Here is a 15,594-nt window from a genome sequence, read left to right as displayed (position 1 = left end):
GAAGTGTTGACAAACTATCCACTCTCCTCAAATTATTCTTGCTGATATCAATTTCTCCAAGTGGTCTGACCACGAACACTACTACTATAATAATCGAAGTGTAGGGAAATTGTCCATTATATTTTCACAACTACATTTTCTTCCCCGACAATTTCACGAAGTGCTCCTAAACATTCTTCACTTGGATGAATCGATAAACTCCGAGATAATTGTACCATTTTATGTTCCTTTTCATAATAAATTAGTACTTTCGCAAAACCTGAATAGTCGAACAATATTTTCGTAACCTGATTTAAAAGCTTTTTCTCATACTGAGACGGCAATTTCACGTAAACAGATGCGTCTTTCTTTTCTTCATAAACATCCATTTCCTCTAGCGGATATAGTCCATTTACAATCCATTGCAGCTTATGATTTCTTAGCTCAATCGTACCGTCAACTAAAACAATTGCTCCTTCTTGCAACTTATCCGAGAAATGTATATACGTTTCCGGGAAGAGGACCGCTTCCATTTCATCATTTTGATCACAGAATGTAATAAATGCCATCTTTTGAAACTTTTTCGTACGAATCACTCTCACACTTGTTATATACACAATAGCTCTTTGTACTTTTTTCTTGTGTCGCATCGCCTGAGCGAGAGATGGAATTTCTAATTCTTTTGCTAACTTCACATATTGCGCTGTCGGATAACTTGATAAATAAAAGCCAAGCGCTTCCTTCTCTTTATTTAGCTGTTCAATAAAAGATAACTCTTCTCCTTGTACATATTTTGATTTTGGAACAGCATCTCCTAAATCACGTGCGAGATTCGCGTACTCTAACGCCCCTTTAATACTTTTCCATAAATTCGTTCTCGAAACACCAAAATCGTCAAAACATCCCGACCAGACGAAAGCTTCTAAATTACGCTCCGTTACGAACTTTGACGGCATACGAAGACAAAATTCAAATAAATCTTCAAACATTTTTTCCTCTCGTTCTTCTAATAATGCCGTCACTGTAGCCATTCCAATATTTCGGATCGAAAGTAAACTGTAACGTATCGCATTCCCTTCTATTTGGAAGTTGTAGCCACTCCTCTGAAGAGACGGTGGCAAAACGTGAAAACCTTTCCGCTTCGTTTCTCGTATATACTGTACAATCTTATCTTCATTTCCAATTGCGCTTGATAATAATGCCGTCATAAATTCCAGCGTATAATTCGCTTTCAAATAGGCAAGCTGATATCCGATCATACTGTAAGCTACAGCGTGACTTCGGTTAAAACCGTAATTCGCAAATCTTACAATTAAATCATAAATTTTCTCTGCGGATGTCTCATCATAACCATTTCGCAAACATCCTTGGACGAAATGCTTACGTTCCTGATCTAAAATATCACGATTTTTTTTACTCACCGCACGGCGCAGTAAATCTGCTTCTCCGAGCGAAAAACCAGCTAACTTCGATGCAATTTGCATAATTTGTTCTTGGTATACAATGACGCCGTATGTTCTTTCTAAAATTGGCTTTAAATCCGGATGTAAATATTCAATTTTTCTTTTTCCATGTTTCGATTCAATAAAAGTCGGTATCTGTTCCATCGGTCCTGGTCTGTATAACGAGTTAACAGCTACGATATCTTCAAACTCATTCGGTTTTAACCCGCGAAGTACATTTCGCATACCACCCGACTCAAGCTGGAATACACCTGTTGTATCCCCTCTCCCTAATAATTGGAACGTCTTTTCATCTTGAAGAGGTAAGTTTCTTATATCGATTTCTTTCCCTGTTTTGTTCGCGATAAATTTTATAATATTTTCAAGTAACGTTAAATTACGTAATCCTAAAAAGTCCATCTTAAGCAAACCAAGTTCTTCTAGCGCATCGGCTGGATATTGCGTAACATAAACATCGTTATGTCCTTCTTGAATTGCTACACTTCCTGTTAGCGGTTCTTGACTCATAATAACACCAGCCGCATGAATAGACGTATGACGTGGTAAACCTTCTACACGTTTTGCGATTTCAAATACACGCTCATGCAGAAGATTCCCTTGTATAAACTCACGAAGTGATTGTGATTCTTCATATGCATCTTTTAACGTTATACCAAGCTTTGATGGAATAAGTTTTGAAAATATATCAATATCTCGCGGCGGAAGCCCCATTACGCGGGCAATGTCTCTAATTGCCGCTTTTGCTGCAAGCGTACCAAACGTTACAATTTGCGCAACACGGAGCTGACCGTATTTATCTTTCACATAGCGAATCATCTCATCACGTCTTACGTCTGGAAAATCAATATCAATATCGGGAAGCGTCACACGTTCAGGATTTAAAAACCTTTCAAATAATAGATCGTATTCAATTGGATCAATATCTGTAATTTCTAATACGTATGAAACGAGTGAACCAGCTGCCGATCCACGACCTGGTCCTGTTAGAATATGATTTTCATGTGCATACTTCATAAAATCCCATACGATGAGGAAATAATCACTAAATCCCATACGAGAAATAACATTTAATTCATGATCCAAACGCTTTATATGCACTTCTTTCGGTTCACCATATCGTTTCCGCAAACCTTCTTCACAAACACGACGCAAGTATATATCACTCGTTTCATTAGACGGAACAGGAAACTTCGGAAGTTGATTTACATGGAACGGTATTTCTACTTGGCAACGCTCTGCAATTTTTATTGTATTTTGGATTGCTTCCGGCGCATGGGAAAATAGTGCTTCCATTTCATCCGATGACTTTAAATAATACTGATCTGTTTTCAGCCTCGGCCTATCTAGATCAGTCATTTTCGTTCCACTTTCAACAGATAGTAAACATTCGTGAACAAGCGCGTCACTTTGATTGATATAGCGCACATCGTTTGTTGCAACGACTGGAATATTAACCCTACTAATAAATTCAGGTAGTTTCTCTTGTAAAAGCAACTCATCTTGAATCGCATGATGCTGCAAACTCATATAAAAATGGCCAAACATATTTTGATACGTGCGAGCTACTTCTTCAGCCTGACTCTCATTGTCTTCTAGTAATAATTGCTCAATTTCGCCATCTTTACCTGGTGAAATTGCAATTAATCCTTTCGCATAATGCGCAAGCCACTTCTTAGGAATACCTTCTTTGGACTTTGTCATAATACTGCTAGAAATCTTTAATAAATTTTGGTAGCCTATTTCATTCTCAGCAAGTAATACAAGCGGATAAGACCTTTCTTCTTCTTCACTAAAAATAGAAGCGGTTAATCCAATAACGGGCTGTATACCATGTTTCTTACATGCTTTATAAAACGGAATAACGCCATACATAACATTTTCATCCGTAATAGCCAGCGATGAAAAACCGAGTTCTTTCGCCCTGACTACAAGCTCATCAATTTTACAAGCACTTTTTAATAAACTAAAAACGGTTTGACATTGTAAATGCACAAACTTCACTGTTGTACCCTCTCTTTACCTATTTGACTACTTTTATTATAGGTGATGAGGAAAGCGGAAATCAAAACATACTTCTTATACTTTGTCCATATATATGAAGAAGAAAGGGGAATGACGATGGATGTAAGAGAACATACTTTTTTCTCTCTGCTTATTATTAGTTATTTTATTGCCTTTGGGGTTATACTTGGCGGTTCATTAATTGGTGGATTTGGTGCGTTTCTTATCGGAAAACCAGCTCTAACTTACATTAATCAATTCGCCCAAAATTTAAGAATTTGGGCACTCGTTGCAGCAATCGGCGGAACATTCGATACCTTTTATAGCTTTGAAAGAAGTTTCTTTGGCGGAGATATGAAAGATATCGTAAAGCAAATTCTCCTTATTTTTTTCGCAACTGGTGGTATGCAAACAGGTCTCATTATTATTAAATGGCTAACGCAGGAACATGTATGAGAGTACCAAGTGCCAATACAGCAAAAAGATGGTACTTAGTATTAGCTGGGGCTGCTGTTGGAGGCGTGTTGAGCTGGTTTATTTTTTTGTACATATACGGTGTTTTTCAAGAAGAACAAGCTAGTAAAATAGCAGAACAAAGAGAAATTATAGAAAAACAAGAAGCAAAGCTCCACGTCCTTCTCGAAGATCAAGAAAAATTGAACACTGAAAATAAACGGCTCTTAACCATTCAAGAGATTAAAATAAAACTTATCAATCGAGAAAAATACGATTTAGACAATCTCACACTCGAAAATATGACTACATCTATCCATAATGACCTCCAACATCTTTTAACGAAAAACATTCAAAGTATCGCAAAAAATAAAGACCTACTTAAAAAGGTAATCGAAAATAAAACGTACAAACATTACGATCGGCTATACCGTTTTAAAGTCGATACAATATCTTTTGATACAGTGCTTGAAATTAGCATTACTATAGAGAAAGAAAAATAAAGAAGGAGGGCTTTAGCGCCGCTCCTTCTTTTCGTTCTAACATATAGTCTCTTATTTACAAATCTCACGTAAATCAGCAAAAAGACGATCCGCTTCTTCCCAAGAAGATGCCTTCGCACCAGAAGCCATCGGATGCCCCCCGCCGTTATATTGCATTGCTAATTTGTTTATAACTGGTCCTTTTGAACGAAGACGAACACGAATTACGTCGTCTTCCTCTAAAAATAGAACCCACGCCTTTAATCCATCAATATTGCCAAGCGCTCCAACAACACCAGATGCTTCAGAAGGAAGTACATCAAACTCTTCTAATACTTCTTTCGTTAATTTAATGTAAGCTGCTCCTTCTTCTACCATCGTAAAGTTTTGTAAAATATAACCGTTTAAACGAGCAATTTTTTCTTTTGTCTTATACATCTCATTGTATAAATCTGTGAATTTCACACCCATGTCAACAAGCTCACTTACGTAACGAAGTGTTTTTGCTGTCGTATTCGGGAATAAGAAACGACCTGTATCTCCAACAATTCCTGCTAAAATAAGGCGGGCTGCTTCTTTTGTTATTTTTAATCCTTTATCTTTTCCATAGTTATAAAACTCATAAATCATTTCACTTGTAGAACTCGCTGTCGTATCTACCCACGTAATATCTCCATACGGATCTTCATTTGGATGATGATCAATTTTAATTAACATCTTCCCTTTTGTATAGCGTTGATCGTCAACACGTTCTTGATTCGCAGTATCACAAACAATAACAAGCGCATTTTCGTATACACTATCTTCAATATCATCCATTACTCGTAAGTATGCTAGTGACGGCTCATTATACCCAACCGTATAAATATTTTTCTCTGGAAACGATTCTTGTAGAATTGTACCAAGACCACCCTGTGAACCTAACGCATCTGGATCCGGACGCACGTGGCGATGAATAATAATTGTATCAAACTCTTTAATTGCTCCTAAAATTTGCTCATGCATATGTATAATCTCCTTTTTAATCAACTTCTTCACTTTATCCTCCATTATAACGGAAAGTATTTCATACATGCGAACAATTGCTTTATAATAAAAGTTAGAAAGTTTAGATATTTCTTTTTCTTTTCTATTATTTTTCACAAAGCGATGGGAGTGTTCATTATGCCAGTATTAGTCTTCTGTATTATCGTCTCATTTATGTTGTACCTCTTTTACAAAACAAAATACTTTCGTACAAACCGCCCAATGGAGAAAGGTTGGCTCTCAGGAAAATCCGCAATGGCACTCGGTTCATTCGTTTTATTTTTCGGGATAAACCAATTCTTTTTAGAACTTTCAACCGCTCGTATTATCGTTGGTGTTTTATTCGTTCTATTTGGTAGTGCAAGTGTATTTAACGGGTTTCGCCAATACAAACATTTCTTGCCATTAGCAGTTAAAGAAGCTGAAGTCTATGAAGCAACGTAAAAAAGCATCAATATTGTGATGCTTTTTTACGTCCCTTAACTTTCAAAATCATATACGCAACAAACGCAGATGGTATATTAAATGGGTTCCCTTGTACGTGAAAATGTAATTGTTCTTCTCCAAAAGACATTTTTTCATATAGCTCTCGCTGAGATAATCCTGTCTTTTCCTTTTTTTCATGTAAACCTTGTAAATATAAATATTGAATCGGTATCATTACAAGAAAGTAAAATAGTGCGATACTACCAAAAAAGAGTACGGCTGACGACATAATGCATACCACCTCTCGCGATTCCATTTTATTACAATATAATCATGACACAATATACAACTGAATTGAATTATTATTCCGTCTTTTCTCACATTACTTTTCCACTCCATCCCATACATATTTCACTAAAACTCCCATCTAAAATCATGCCTTTCAAATTTAAAACAACAAAAAAAGATGGAACAAATCAAAACGATTTGTTCCATCTTTTTATTTATCGATTAACTGAACCATAAGTAATGCTTTTCCAACAACATTACCTTCATGATGCACCTCTACATCGACCTTACCAAATTTACGTCCAATTTCTAATACTTTCGGATGAACAGATACAACATTATCAATTTGAACCGGCTTTACGAAATAAATCGTTAAGTTTTCAACAATTAAATCACTTTTCTTTTGCGCACGAATGACGCGATTTGTCGCTTCTGTCACAATTGTTGCAAATACACCGTACGATAACGTCCCGATTGAGTTCGTCATTTGCGGCGTCACCGAAAATTGATATAGATGCTCATTCTTCGCTTCTTTTGGTGTCATAAATTGATTCGTTACAATATCATCAATGGTTTCTCCAACTTGTGGCTGACGTTGAATCATTTGCAGTGCCTGAAGTACATCTTGACGGCTAATAATACCTTGCAGTTTGTTTCCTTCCTCAACGACAGGAAGTAATTCAATTCCTTCCCACACCATCATACGTGCCGCAGCTGCGACAGACATTTTACCGTTCACTGTAATTGGGTGTTTTGTCATTACTTTATCAATTGGTGTTTCTTTCGCTACTCCGATCATATCTTTTGAAGTTACGATTCCTAGTACTTTGTTACTTTCATCGACAATTGGATATCTTCCGTGCATTGTCTCTTCGTTATATGCATGCCATTGCTGTACTGTATCACTCGGCTTTAAATATAACGTTTCTTCAATTGGCGTTAAAATATCTTCAACGAGTACAATTTCTTTCTTAATAAGTTGGTCATAAATTGCACGATTAATTAACGTTGCGACCGTAAATGTATCGTAGCTACTTGAAATGATCGGCAGCTTTAATTCGTCTGCTAATTTCTTCACATGATCTTCCGTATCAAATCCGCCCGTAATTAATACAGCGGCTCCAGTTTCTAGCGCTAATTCATGTGCATTGGTACGGTTACCAATAATGAGTAAATTCCCAGCTTCTGTATAGCGCATCATCGCTTCTAATTTCATAGCTCCGATTACGAATTTATTTAATGTTTTATGTAGTCCTTCTCTGCCTCCAAGTACTTGACCGTCGACAATGTTAACGACTTCTGCATATGTCAGTTTTTCGATATTCTCTTTCTTCTTTTGTTCAATTCGAATTGTTCCGACACGTTCAATTGTACTAACATATCCTTTATTTTCTGCATCTTTAATTGCACGGTAAGCGGTCCCTTCACTTACACTCAAATCTTTCGCAATTTGTCTTACAGAAATTTTATGGCCTACTGGCAGGCTATTAATATGTTCTAAAATTTGGTTATGCTTGGTAGCCAAATGGTTTCACCATACTTTCTTTTCCCTAAATTCTTCATGTGTTGTACTTTTAGTATACTATATTTTCAAAACTGTTACACTCTCTCTTTGCATACCTGTACTATTTTTTTTATAACAAAATGACGCTTACATTCCACCAGTCATTCTATTACAACAATGTAATGCTATTGTCATCTCATTCGATAGTTCGCCCACTTAATTGCCTATACAATTAAGACAAGAAATAAAACAAAGGAGCGAACACATGATGAAAAAACTTTTAGAGGTTGTAGGTGCTGTATTTTTAGCTTTCGTAGATGGGAAAAAAGTTGCAATGGAATTGAATGAAACACCTGAACAACCACGTACCAAAAGAGAAGAATCACCAAAACAAATACAAGCATTAAAAGCTGTCCTACACACGTAAAAAACCCTTCACTTTTCTTTTCAAATGAAGGGTTTCTTTTCTATAGTGTAATACTTTCTCCAACTTCTAATACTTTCCCTGTACAATTTTGTAGCTTTTCTACAAATTGATATGGATCTTGTTCAATAACTGGGAACGTATTGTAATGCATCGGTACAACAGTTTTCGCATTAATCCATTTTGCCGCTAGTACAGCATCTTCTGGCCCCATTGTGAAATTATCACCAATTGGTAAAAATGCTAGATCAACTTTATTTAATTCCCCAATTAACTTCATATCAGAGAATAGTGCAGTATCTCCTGCGTGGTATACAGTTTTCTCTTCTGCTGTAAATAAAATACCTGCTGGCATACCTGTATATGTAATCGTCTTATTTTCTTCATCAATATAACTAGAGCCGTGGAATGCTTGTGTAAACTTCACTTTTCCGAAGTCAAATTCATGTGAACCACCAATATGCATCGGGTGTGTATTTACACCTTGCCAACTTAAAAATGTTGCTAGTTCAAATGGCGCTACAACAACTGCATTATTTTTCTTCGCAAGTTCTACTGTATCTCCAACATGATCACCGTGTCCATGCGATAAAAGAATTGCATCCACTTTTACATCTTCAGTTTTTAAATCTGTTTTCGGATTACCTGTTAAAAACGGGTCAATTAAAATAACTTTTCCATTCGCCTCAATTTTCACAACTGAATGTCCATGATAAGATACTTTCATTATTACATTCCTCCCCTGTTCACATTCTCACTTTGTATTCTACATGATTTTTCAATTCCCTGTCTTTTCTAACATCTATTTACTTGTCATAACGCTTTCTTCCGAGTTAAAGTTATATTTGTAATTAAATATCTCGGGGGTGCCAATCGATGAATGCTAGATTAGAAAATTTAATGCAATGGCTAAAAGAAAAAAACGTAGAAGCTGCGTTCTTAACTTCTACACCAAACGTCTTCTACATGACAAACTTCCACTGTGAACCACACGAAAGATTACTTGGTATGTTTGTATTCCAAGAAAAAGAACCTATTTTAATTTGCCCTAAAATGGAAGAAGGTCAAGCACGTAACGCTGGCTGGGCACATGAAATTATCGGATTTACTGATACTGACAGACCATGGGATATGATTGCAAAAGCAATTAAAGACCGCGGCATCAATGCAAATGCAGTTGCAATTGAAAAAGAACATTTAAACGTAGAGCGCTACGAAGAATTAACGAAATTATTCCCAAATGCAGCTTTCAAATCAGCTGAGGAGAAAGTTCGCGAACTTCGTTTAATTAAAGATGAAAAAGAACTTTCTATTTTACGCGAAGCAGCTAAAATGGCGGACTATGCTGTTGAAGTTGGTGTAAATGCAATTAAAGAAGATCGTAGTGAACTAGAAGTATTAGCAATTATTGAACACGAATTAAAAACAAAAGGCATACATAAAATGTCATTTGATACGATGGTATTAGCAGGTGCGAACTCAGCTCTTCCACACGGTATTCCTGGCGCAAACAAAATGAAACGCGGTGATTTCGTACTATTTGATTTAGGCGTAATCATTGACGGTTATTGCTCTGATATTACACGTACAGTGGCATTCGGCGAGATTTCTGAAGAACAAACTCGTATTTACAACACTGTACTTGCTGGACAACTACAAGCAGTTGAAGCATGTAAACCAGGTGTTACACTTGGCGCAATCGACAACGCTGCTCGTTCTGTTATCGCAGATGCAGGTTACGGAGACTTCTTCCCACACCGACTTGGTCACGGACTTGGAATTAGCGTACACGAATATCCAGATGTAAAAGCTGGTAACGAGTCTCCATTAAAAGAAGGTATGGTCTTCACAATCGAACCTGGTATTTACGTACCAAACGTAGGTGGCGTTCGTATTGAAGATGATATTTACATCACAAAAGACGGATCAGAAATTTTAACGAAATTCCCGAAAGAGTTACAATTTGTAAAATAATAGAAAAAGGCAGCGGGAGTGCTGCCTTTTTCTATTTCCCTACTATTTCAAATTTCTCTACAATCATTTTTGCTGGATAACTTTCAAGTATTTGAGAAAACCATACTTTTATTTTATCCCCTGTTTTTAACTGTTTATATGCGTCTTTGTCCTTAAAGCTCAAGACTATATGTGCTGGATGCTCTTTATTCATTTGTTGTTCTATATAATGTTGCAACTCTACTTTTGTTTCAACCGTTTTATCATCGGCAAAAAACATCGTGTCATTTCTTAATATGATATACCCTTCTTTAGGTACTTCTTTTACCGTTACTTGCTCTACTTGTTTTGTATCACACGCTGATAATACGACTAGAAATACACTTAAAAACATAACAATTTTCATATGCCTATTCATTTTTAACTCCTTACTCTAGGCTATTTCAAATTTAACACCATCTTCTCCTCATACTTATCATCCCATTTAATCACAACTTCTATAGGTTCATCTTTAGAGATAGGCGCGCAACTTACACAAGAAGACTTCATTTCAACCTTTGCTCCTCTATGAACTTCTGACGTTTGTGTCATTGTACTAAAGGCTCCATTAATAGCAATCTCTAAGTTTTTAAATTCTGTCTTTCCATCCCCGCCCTTATATTGAAACGTAAACATTCCATCTTCACTGTCATCCTTAATATGCCCTTTATATTGTCCAGTCCAACTTTTGCTCTCGCTAGAAAAAGTAAAATACCAAATCGAGCAGCTTCCTAAAAAGAAAATACTAATGAAAAAGAATAACGCTCTCTTCATCATGCCCCTCCATTCAAATGCACTTATTTATTGTCTATTTCTTCCTTCTATTATACTATTAAAATACAGAATTTTCTAAAATAGGGGGTTTATATGTTACAACAACAGTTAGAAGAAATTCGTAATAATAATTACATACTGGATAACACACTTAACATTGATTCTTTAAGTTCCAATATGCTTGAGCAAATTGGCGATACTGATAGCTATTTAAGGGACAAACTCATCTACTCTACTTTTTTTCATCTCATCAAGAAGGAATATCTTTCACACACACAATTACAGAAACTATTATTAGAAAGCATCGGTGAAAAATATTTATTGTATAAGATTCATTCAGATGATGAAGATGCGGTATTTACCCGAGCATTTACAACATTATTAATTGCCCTCATTATTGATGCTGATACAAATCATAATTTCTTATCACAGACTGATATTTCAAATGTAAAAGATCAACTAATTCTATATATGAACAACGAACATGATTTCCGGGGATATGTGCAAAAACACGGCTGGGCACATAGTATCGCTCATGCTTCTGATACATTTGAGGCGCTTGTGAATAGTCCTAAACTGGAAACTTTATATTACGAAGAAATATTACAAACTTTATTAAACAAATTTTGTGTTCATTCCATCTATTACAAATATGAAGAAGATGAACGTATCGTTTATCCGATTGTCGCAATGCTACAAAATGGCTTAAAGGAAGAAGCACTCATATTAGCCCTTCGTGATTTAGTAGCTCAATTACCCGTTCAAAAACAAACATTACATATTGAATCATACGAGTTTCTATACGGAAATATAAAATCTTTCTTACGCAGCTTATTTTTCAGACTGCGCAAGCTTTCTATATGCGAAGAAACAGAATGCGAAATTGAAAAATTGCTACAAGAACTTCCAAAATATTATTAAAAAAAGAAGGCCACTCAAAAAGTGCCTTCTTCTATTTCACTAATATTTAATTGAAATTTCACGATCCAAACTGAGAAAAGGTGGACAAGAAGCGCAAACGCCATACATGCTCCGCTTAAAAAAGTTAGTATAGGATGCGAATACACGTGCCCCAATCCATAGGATACCGCCACGAAAAACATTGTTATGTAAATATAAATTGCTCCATGTATTTGCCTCATATAAACCTCCTTTTCCCATATTATAACATAAATTTTCTGATTATTCACATTAATTGCTTGTAATCAATATTTCTCAACTGTTACACCTCTTACAGCAGCCTTAATATATGGTGCTCCTTGTAAACTTTGTAAATCCTCTGTTTTGCCTGTTACGACTACACCGTATATTGGTAGGTCTTTTGGTTTGGTGTTTTTTATTTCTTTATCCCGCATTAACGGGCAGTAAGACCTCACATCAAAATTCAGCGGAAGCAAGAAGTTAGATGGGGGATGAACCCCACACTGATTAAAGTTTCACTTTATAGTTTATCCTAAAATATTCTCAGTATCCCTCTTTATTTTCACTTAAAGACATCCAAATGCAGCTTTTATAAATTGTTTCATAATAAAAAGCACATCCATTTTGATGCGCTTCTCTGAAATACTATTCTATTATTTCATCGCGTCCTTCACAACATCTTGAATCATAACGACTTCTGTTTTCATATCAACAGAGGGTGCTTCTTCATCAATACACTCATACCAAAATTCCAAGTGCTTTTTATCAATTTCATAATGAGAATTTTCGACAAGATCCCCACCTTCTCCTTGCACAGAATACCAATATAAGTACTCTTCTCCATCTCTTATTTCCCGGAAAATTGTCTCAACGTACATCTTTTCGTCGTTTAATGTCAAAAGTACTTCTTTCATATTGTCATTCAGAAGCTGCATCCATTCATTTACTCGATGACTCTTACCAGGCTTAACTTTAAATCTCGTTAATTCTACATTCATTTTTCTTCCCCCGTTTTCTTACGTACAAACAAACTGTATTCTATTGGATGATAAAAACTTAATTTACTAGCTAATTTTCGCGAAGGAATATTGTCTACATAACAATCCCAGCTCGGTATAATATCATTTTGCATGCAATGTTCAATGAACCGTGTTGCAACAGCTTGAGCTAATCCTTTCCTTTGATGCGCTTCATGTGTTGCAATATCTATTTCAGCATAACCATTCCCGCTAAATATCGAGACACATTCAGCTACAATTATCCCATCTTGTTCTATACAAAATCCAAAACCACTATTCAAAAACGTTTCTTTTGATCCCCAATATTCTTTGTAGTACTCCTCTTTAAATTCACTGCTTCGCTCTATATCTCTTCTATCAATACGCTTCACTTCATATGTATTTTTGTTAAAATCTCGTTTTCTCTCCTCAAAGGTTACTCTTTGAAATTTCATTCGCGGGATGTTCCGAAGTGTATTACTAAAACGCTCTTCTAACATCATTTCCCACTCTTCACTTGAAGTAAAGAGTGTAAATCTCTTCTCTGTTTTCTCAATAGCTGTTTTTAAATATGAAAATAACTCTTCGTTATAATTTTGATCATCAGTATCACCAAATAAATAATAGATACCGTTAGCTGTAATAATTAATCCTGCTGTTAATTTCTCGTTTGCAAAAACCTCACCATCTATCACTTGATCACATACCGCATAAGCAAACGTCGTCGTTTTTGTATGACTTTCTAAAATCGGAAGGATTTTTCTATACTCGGCTACGGATAATTTTTTCATAATTGCTCCACTTTAATCGTATCCGCCTCTATATGTTCAAAACAAAGATTTACAGTTCTCTTTAATGCTCTCGTTCTATGAATCTTACATGCTGGAATTAAGATTGAATCATTTGGCTTTAAAACCGCTGTTTCTCCATCTTCAAAATCAATAAGTAATTCTCCCTCTAACACAATAAATAATTCATCCGAATTAGAATGATAGTGCCAATCATATTCACCAGTAAATACAGCGATTCGTAAGCAATGACTGTTTATATTTGAAACGACGAAGTTTTTATGTTGATCTTTAATATCCTTTGTTAATTCTATTAAGTTCACAGTCTCCATCTTTCGTCCCATCCTTTCATTAGTCGTTCTTCTAAAAAACTAACTTAATCTCCACCACCTCCGCAATCTCCTCCACCATCACTTGAGCTACTACAGTCATTGCTACTGTAGTCACCGAATCCACTTGATGAGCTTGAAGCGTATGAAGATTTTTTCCTTCTTTTTCTATCTTTTTTACTTTCATGACTAGGCCATACTGTAGCAAAGAGTATAACGAATAAGGCTAATTCTATTACAACAAGTATAAATTCTAGAATGCTCTCAATAATATTGGGAGTTATCCCAAAACTGTAAAACACTCCAAATGAATACATACACAAAATTACATACAGAGCCATACAAATATACCGAAATGTTTTCTCTATCGTAATGACTACTTTTTGTGAAAAAGGTATGTTCTGTTCCTTTTTGTTCTTTATATACCTTTGTCTCTTTGCCTGTTTTTTCTTCCTCTTTTTGCTCCCCATCGAATCCCCTCTTTTTATTATATAATTCTAAATTATCATAATAAAAATCGATTTACACCAATAAATAACAATTATTCACATGTTATTTCTCCATATAAAAAAGACCCTCCTCACGAAAAGGAAGGTCTCAAATGTATTTCTATTATGATAAAGCAGGAGCTTTTTCAAGAAGCTCTTTTGCATCAGCGTATTGTAAGCCGTGAGCTTCCGCAACTGCTTCGAATGTTACATAACCATCTAATGTGTTAATACCTTTTAATAATGCAGTGTTGCCTAAGCAAGCTTCTTTGTAGCCCTTGTTAGCAATTTGTACTGCATATGGTACTGTTACGTTTGTTAACGCAAGAGTTGACGTACGTGGAACTGCACCTGGCATATTAGCAACTGCATAATGAACAACGCCATGTTTTTCGTAAGTTGGGTTGTCATGAGTTGTAATACGATCAGTTGTTTCGAAAATACCACCTTGGTCAATCGCGATATCTACAACGACAGAACCTGGTTCCATTGATTGAATCATTTCTTCAGTTACAAGTTTTGGCGCTTTTGCACCCGGAATTAATACTGCTCCAATAACAAGGTCAGATTCTTTAACAGCTTCTGCAATGTTGTATGGATTAGACATTAATGTTTTTACTTGGTTACCGAAAATATCATCTAATTGACGAAGACGTTCTGCACTTAAGTCAATGATTGTTACATCTGCACCTAAACCTACTGCAATCTTAGCTGCGTTTGTACCAGCTTGACCACCGCCAATGATTGTTACTTTGCCGCGTTTTACCCCTGGAACGCCTGCAAGTAAAATACCTTTACCGCCTTTGTTTTTCTCAAGGAATTGTGCACCGATTTGTGCAGACATACGACCAGCCACTTCACTCATAGGTGCAAGTAATGGTAAAGAACGATTGTCTAATTGTACTGTTTCGTATGCGATTGATGCAACTTTGTTATCGATTAATGCTTTCGTTAATTCTGGTTCTGGAGCTAAGTGTAAGTATGTGAATAAGATTAAGCCTTCACGGAAATAGCCGTATTCACTTGCTACTGGCTCTTTTACCTTCATAACCATATCTTGATTCCATGCTTCTTCAGCAGTTTCTACAAGTTTCGCACCAGCTTGTACGTATTCTTCATCTGTAAAGCCAGATCCTAAACCTGCTCCTTTTTGAACAAAAACTTCGTGACCATTTTGTACTAAATGTACTGCTCCCGCTGGCGTCATTGCCACACGGTTTTCATTGTTTTTAATTTCTGTTGGAATACCGATACGCAT

19 protein-coding genes and 1 pseudogene are annotated in these 15,594 nt (G+C 35.9%); 6 read left to right on the top strand and 14 right to left on the bottom strand.

Going from position 1 to position 15,594, the window contains the following annotated elements; genetic code table 11:
* Positions 1-116: 116 nt before the first annotated feature.
* Positions 117-3,443 carry a DNA polymerase III subunit alpha gene (dnaE, locus tag ACTFRM_RS14610; protein WP_440043434.1) on the bottom strand — a complete coding sequence of 1,109 codons (3,327 nt, stop codon included), beginning with the start codon at positions 3,441-3,443 and terminating at the stop codon, positions 117-119.
* A gap of 42 nt (positions 3,444-3,485) precedes the next feature.
* Here dnaE and ACTFRM_RS14605 point away from each other — a divergent pair, with 42 nt between their 5' ends.
* Both ACTFRM_RS14605 and ytrI read left to right on the top strand, forming a co-directional pair.
* The gene (locus tag ACTFRM_RS14605; RefSeq protein WP_002005839.1) at positions 3,486-3,899 is read left to right on the top strand and encodes a YtrH family sporulation protein; all 414 of its coding nucleotides are present in this window, start codon (positions 3,486-3,488) and stop codon (positions 3,897-3,899) included.
* On the top strand, positions 3,896-4,399 hold the full coding sequence (ytrI, locus tag ACTFRM_RS14600; RefSeq protein WP_001265736.1) for a sporulation membrane protein YtrI: 504 nt from the start codon (positions 3,896-3,898) through the stop codon (positions 4,397-4,399). Before ACTFRM_RS14605 ends, ytrI begins: the two co-directional genes overlap by 4 nt.
* A 51-nt stretch (positions 4,400-4,450) precedes the next feature.
* Here the strand turns inward: ytrI and ACTFRM_RS14595 are convergent, their stop codons facing one another.
* Complete coding sequence (locus ACTFRM_RS14595) at positions 4,451-5,383, bottom strand: DHH family phosphoesterase (RefSeq protein ID WP_000545136.1); 933 nt, start codon at positions 5,381-5,383, stop codon at positions 4,451-4,453.
* A gap of 159 nt (positions 5,384-5,542) precedes the next feature.
* Between ACTFRM_RS14595 and ACTFRM_RS14590 the strand changes: the two genes are divergently transcribed.
* Complete coding sequence (locus tag ACTFRM_RS14590; protein ID WP_001144776.1) at positions 5,543-5,848, top strand: YtpI family protein; 306 nt, start codon at positions 5,543-5,545, stop codon at positions 5,846-5,848.
* Between the two features lie 7 nt (positions 5,849-5,855).
* On the opposite strand, the gene ACTFRM_RS14585 is transcribed toward ACTFRM_RS14590, so the two are convergent.
* Positions 5,856-6,119 (bottom strand): DUF3949 domain-containing protein, encoded by a 264-nt coding sequence (locus ACTFRM_RS14585; RefSeq protein ID WP_000093045.1) that lies wholly within the window; start codon positions 6,117-6,119, stop codon positions 5,856-5,858.
* A gap of 210 nt (positions 6,120-6,329) precedes the next feature.
* Positions 6,330-7,643, bottom strand: coding sequence for a CBS domain-containing protein (locus tag ACTFRM_RS14580; RefSeq protein WP_000201572.1), 1,314 nt, complete (start codon positions 7,641-7,643; stop codon positions 6,330-6,332).
* 244 nt (positions 7,644-7,887) lie between these two features.
* On the opposite strand from ACTFRM_RS14580, the gene ACTFRM_RS14575 reads away from it, so the two are divergent.
* A complete protein-coding gene (locus ACTFRM_RS14575) occupies positions 7,888-8,049 on the top strand; it encodes a hypothetical protein (protein ID WP_000976303.1) in 162 nt (53 codons plus the stop codon).
* 40 nt (positions 8,050-8,089) lie between these two features.
* Here ACTFRM_RS14575 and ACTFRM_RS14570 read toward each other — a convergent pair whose 3' ends face one another.
* On the bottom strand, positions 8,090-8,773 hold the full coding sequence (locus ACTFRM_RS14570) for a metal-dependent hydrolase (protein WP_000868928.1): 684 nt from the start codon (positions 8,771-8,773) through the stop codon (positions 8,090-8,092).
* A gap of 149 nt (positions 8,774-8,922) precedes the next feature.
* Here ACTFRM_RS14570 and pepQ point away from each other — a divergent pair, with 149 nt between their 5' ends.
* Entirely contained in the window at positions 8,923-10,020 is a 1,098-nt protein-coding gene (gene pepQ / locus ACTFRM_RS14565; protein ID WP_000994026.1) for a Xaa-Pro dipeptidase, read from the top strand.
* Between the two features lie 31 nt (positions 10,021-10,051).
* On the opposite strand, the gene ACTFRM_RS14560 is transcribed toward pepQ, so the two are convergent.
* Both ACTFRM_RS14560 and ACTFRM_RS14555 read right to left on the bottom strand, forming a co-directional pair.
* Positions 10,052-10,417 (bottom strand): DUF3221 domain-containing protein, encoded by a 366-nt coding sequence (locus ACTFRM_RS14560; protein ID WP_001079377.1) that lies wholly within the window; start codon positions 10,415-10,417, stop codon positions 10,052-10,054.
* A 20-nt stretch (positions 10,418-10,437) separates the two neighbouring features.
* Complete coding sequence (locus ACTFRM_RS14555; protein WP_000816717.1) at positions 10,438-10,812, bottom strand: hypothetical protein; 375 nt, start codon at positions 10,810-10,812, stop codon at positions 10,438-10,440.
* 93 nt (positions 10,813-10,905) lie between these two features.
* Here ACTFRM_RS14555 and ACTFRM_RS14550 point away from each other — a divergent pair, with 93 nt between their 5' ends.
* Positions 10,906-11,733 carry a DUF2785 domain-containing protein gene (locus tag ACTFRM_RS14550; RefSeq protein ID WP_440043433.1) on the top strand — a complete coding sequence of 276 codons (828 nt, stop codon included), beginning with the start codon at positions 10,906-10,908 and terminating at the stop codon, positions 11,731-11,733.
* A gap of 14 nt (positions 11,734-11,747) precedes the next feature.
* Here the strand turns inward: ACTFRM_RS14550 and ACTFRM_RS14545 are convergent, their stop codons facing one another.
* The 7 genes and pseudogenes from ACTFRM_RS14545 to ald all read right to left on the bottom strand — a co-directional run bounded on the left by ACTFRM_RS14545 (position 11,748) and on the right by ald (position 15,594).
* A complete protein-coding gene (locus ACTFRM_RS14545; RefSeq protein ID WP_001248908.1) occupies positions 11,748-11,954 on the bottom strand; it encodes a hypothetical protein in 207 nt (68 codons plus the stop codon).
* Between the two features lie 63 nt (positions 11,955-12,017).
* Positions 12,018-12,158, bottom strand: a pseudogene (locus tag ACTFRM_RS14540) (anti sigma factor C-terminal domain-containing protein); the annotation flags it as partial.
* Between the two features lie 228 nt (positions 12,159-12,386).
* On the bottom strand, positions 12,387-12,731 hold the full coding sequence (locus tag ACTFRM_RS14535) for a DUF6176 family protein (protein WP_440043432.1): 345 nt from the start codon (positions 12,729-12,731) through the stop codon (positions 12,387-12,389).
* Complete coding sequence (locus ACTFRM_RS14530; RefSeq protein ID WP_440043431.1) at positions 12,728-13,522, bottom strand: GNAT family N-acetyltransferase; 795 nt, start codon at positions 13,520-13,522, stop codon at positions 12,728-12,730. Before ACTFRM_RS14530 ends, ACTFRM_RS14535 begins: the two co-directional genes overlap by 4 nt.
* Positions 13,519-13,851, bottom strand: coding sequence for a cupin domain-containing protein (locus tag ACTFRM_RS14525; protein ID WP_000450925.1), 333 nt, complete (start codon positions 13,849-13,851; stop codon positions 13,519-13,521). The genes ACTFRM_RS14530 and ACTFRM_RS14525 overlap by 4 nt, the downstream gene beginning before the upstream one ends.
* Positions 13,852-13,895: 44 nt before the next feature.
* Positions 13,896-14,318, bottom strand: a complete 423-nt coding sequence (locus ACTFRM_RS14520) for a hypothetical protein (RefSeq protein ID WP_440043429.1) — start codon at positions 14,316-14,318, stop codon at positions 13,896-13,898.
* Between the two features lie 142 nt (positions 14,319-14,460).
* On the bottom strand, positions 14,461-15,594 hold the full coding sequence (ald, locus tag ACTFRM_RS14515; protein ID WP_001219403.1) for an alanine dehydrogenase: 1,134 nt from the start codon (positions 15,592-15,594) through the stop codon (positions 14,461-14,463).

This window comes from Bacillus cereus group sp. MYBK227-1 (genome assembly GCF_051916325.1).
In the GTDB taxonomy this organism is placed as follows: Bacteria; Bacillota; Bacilli; order Bacillales; family Bacillaceae_G; genus Bacillus_A; species Bacillus_A cereus.
This window is presented reverse-complemented; position numbering and strand designations above follow the sequence as displayed.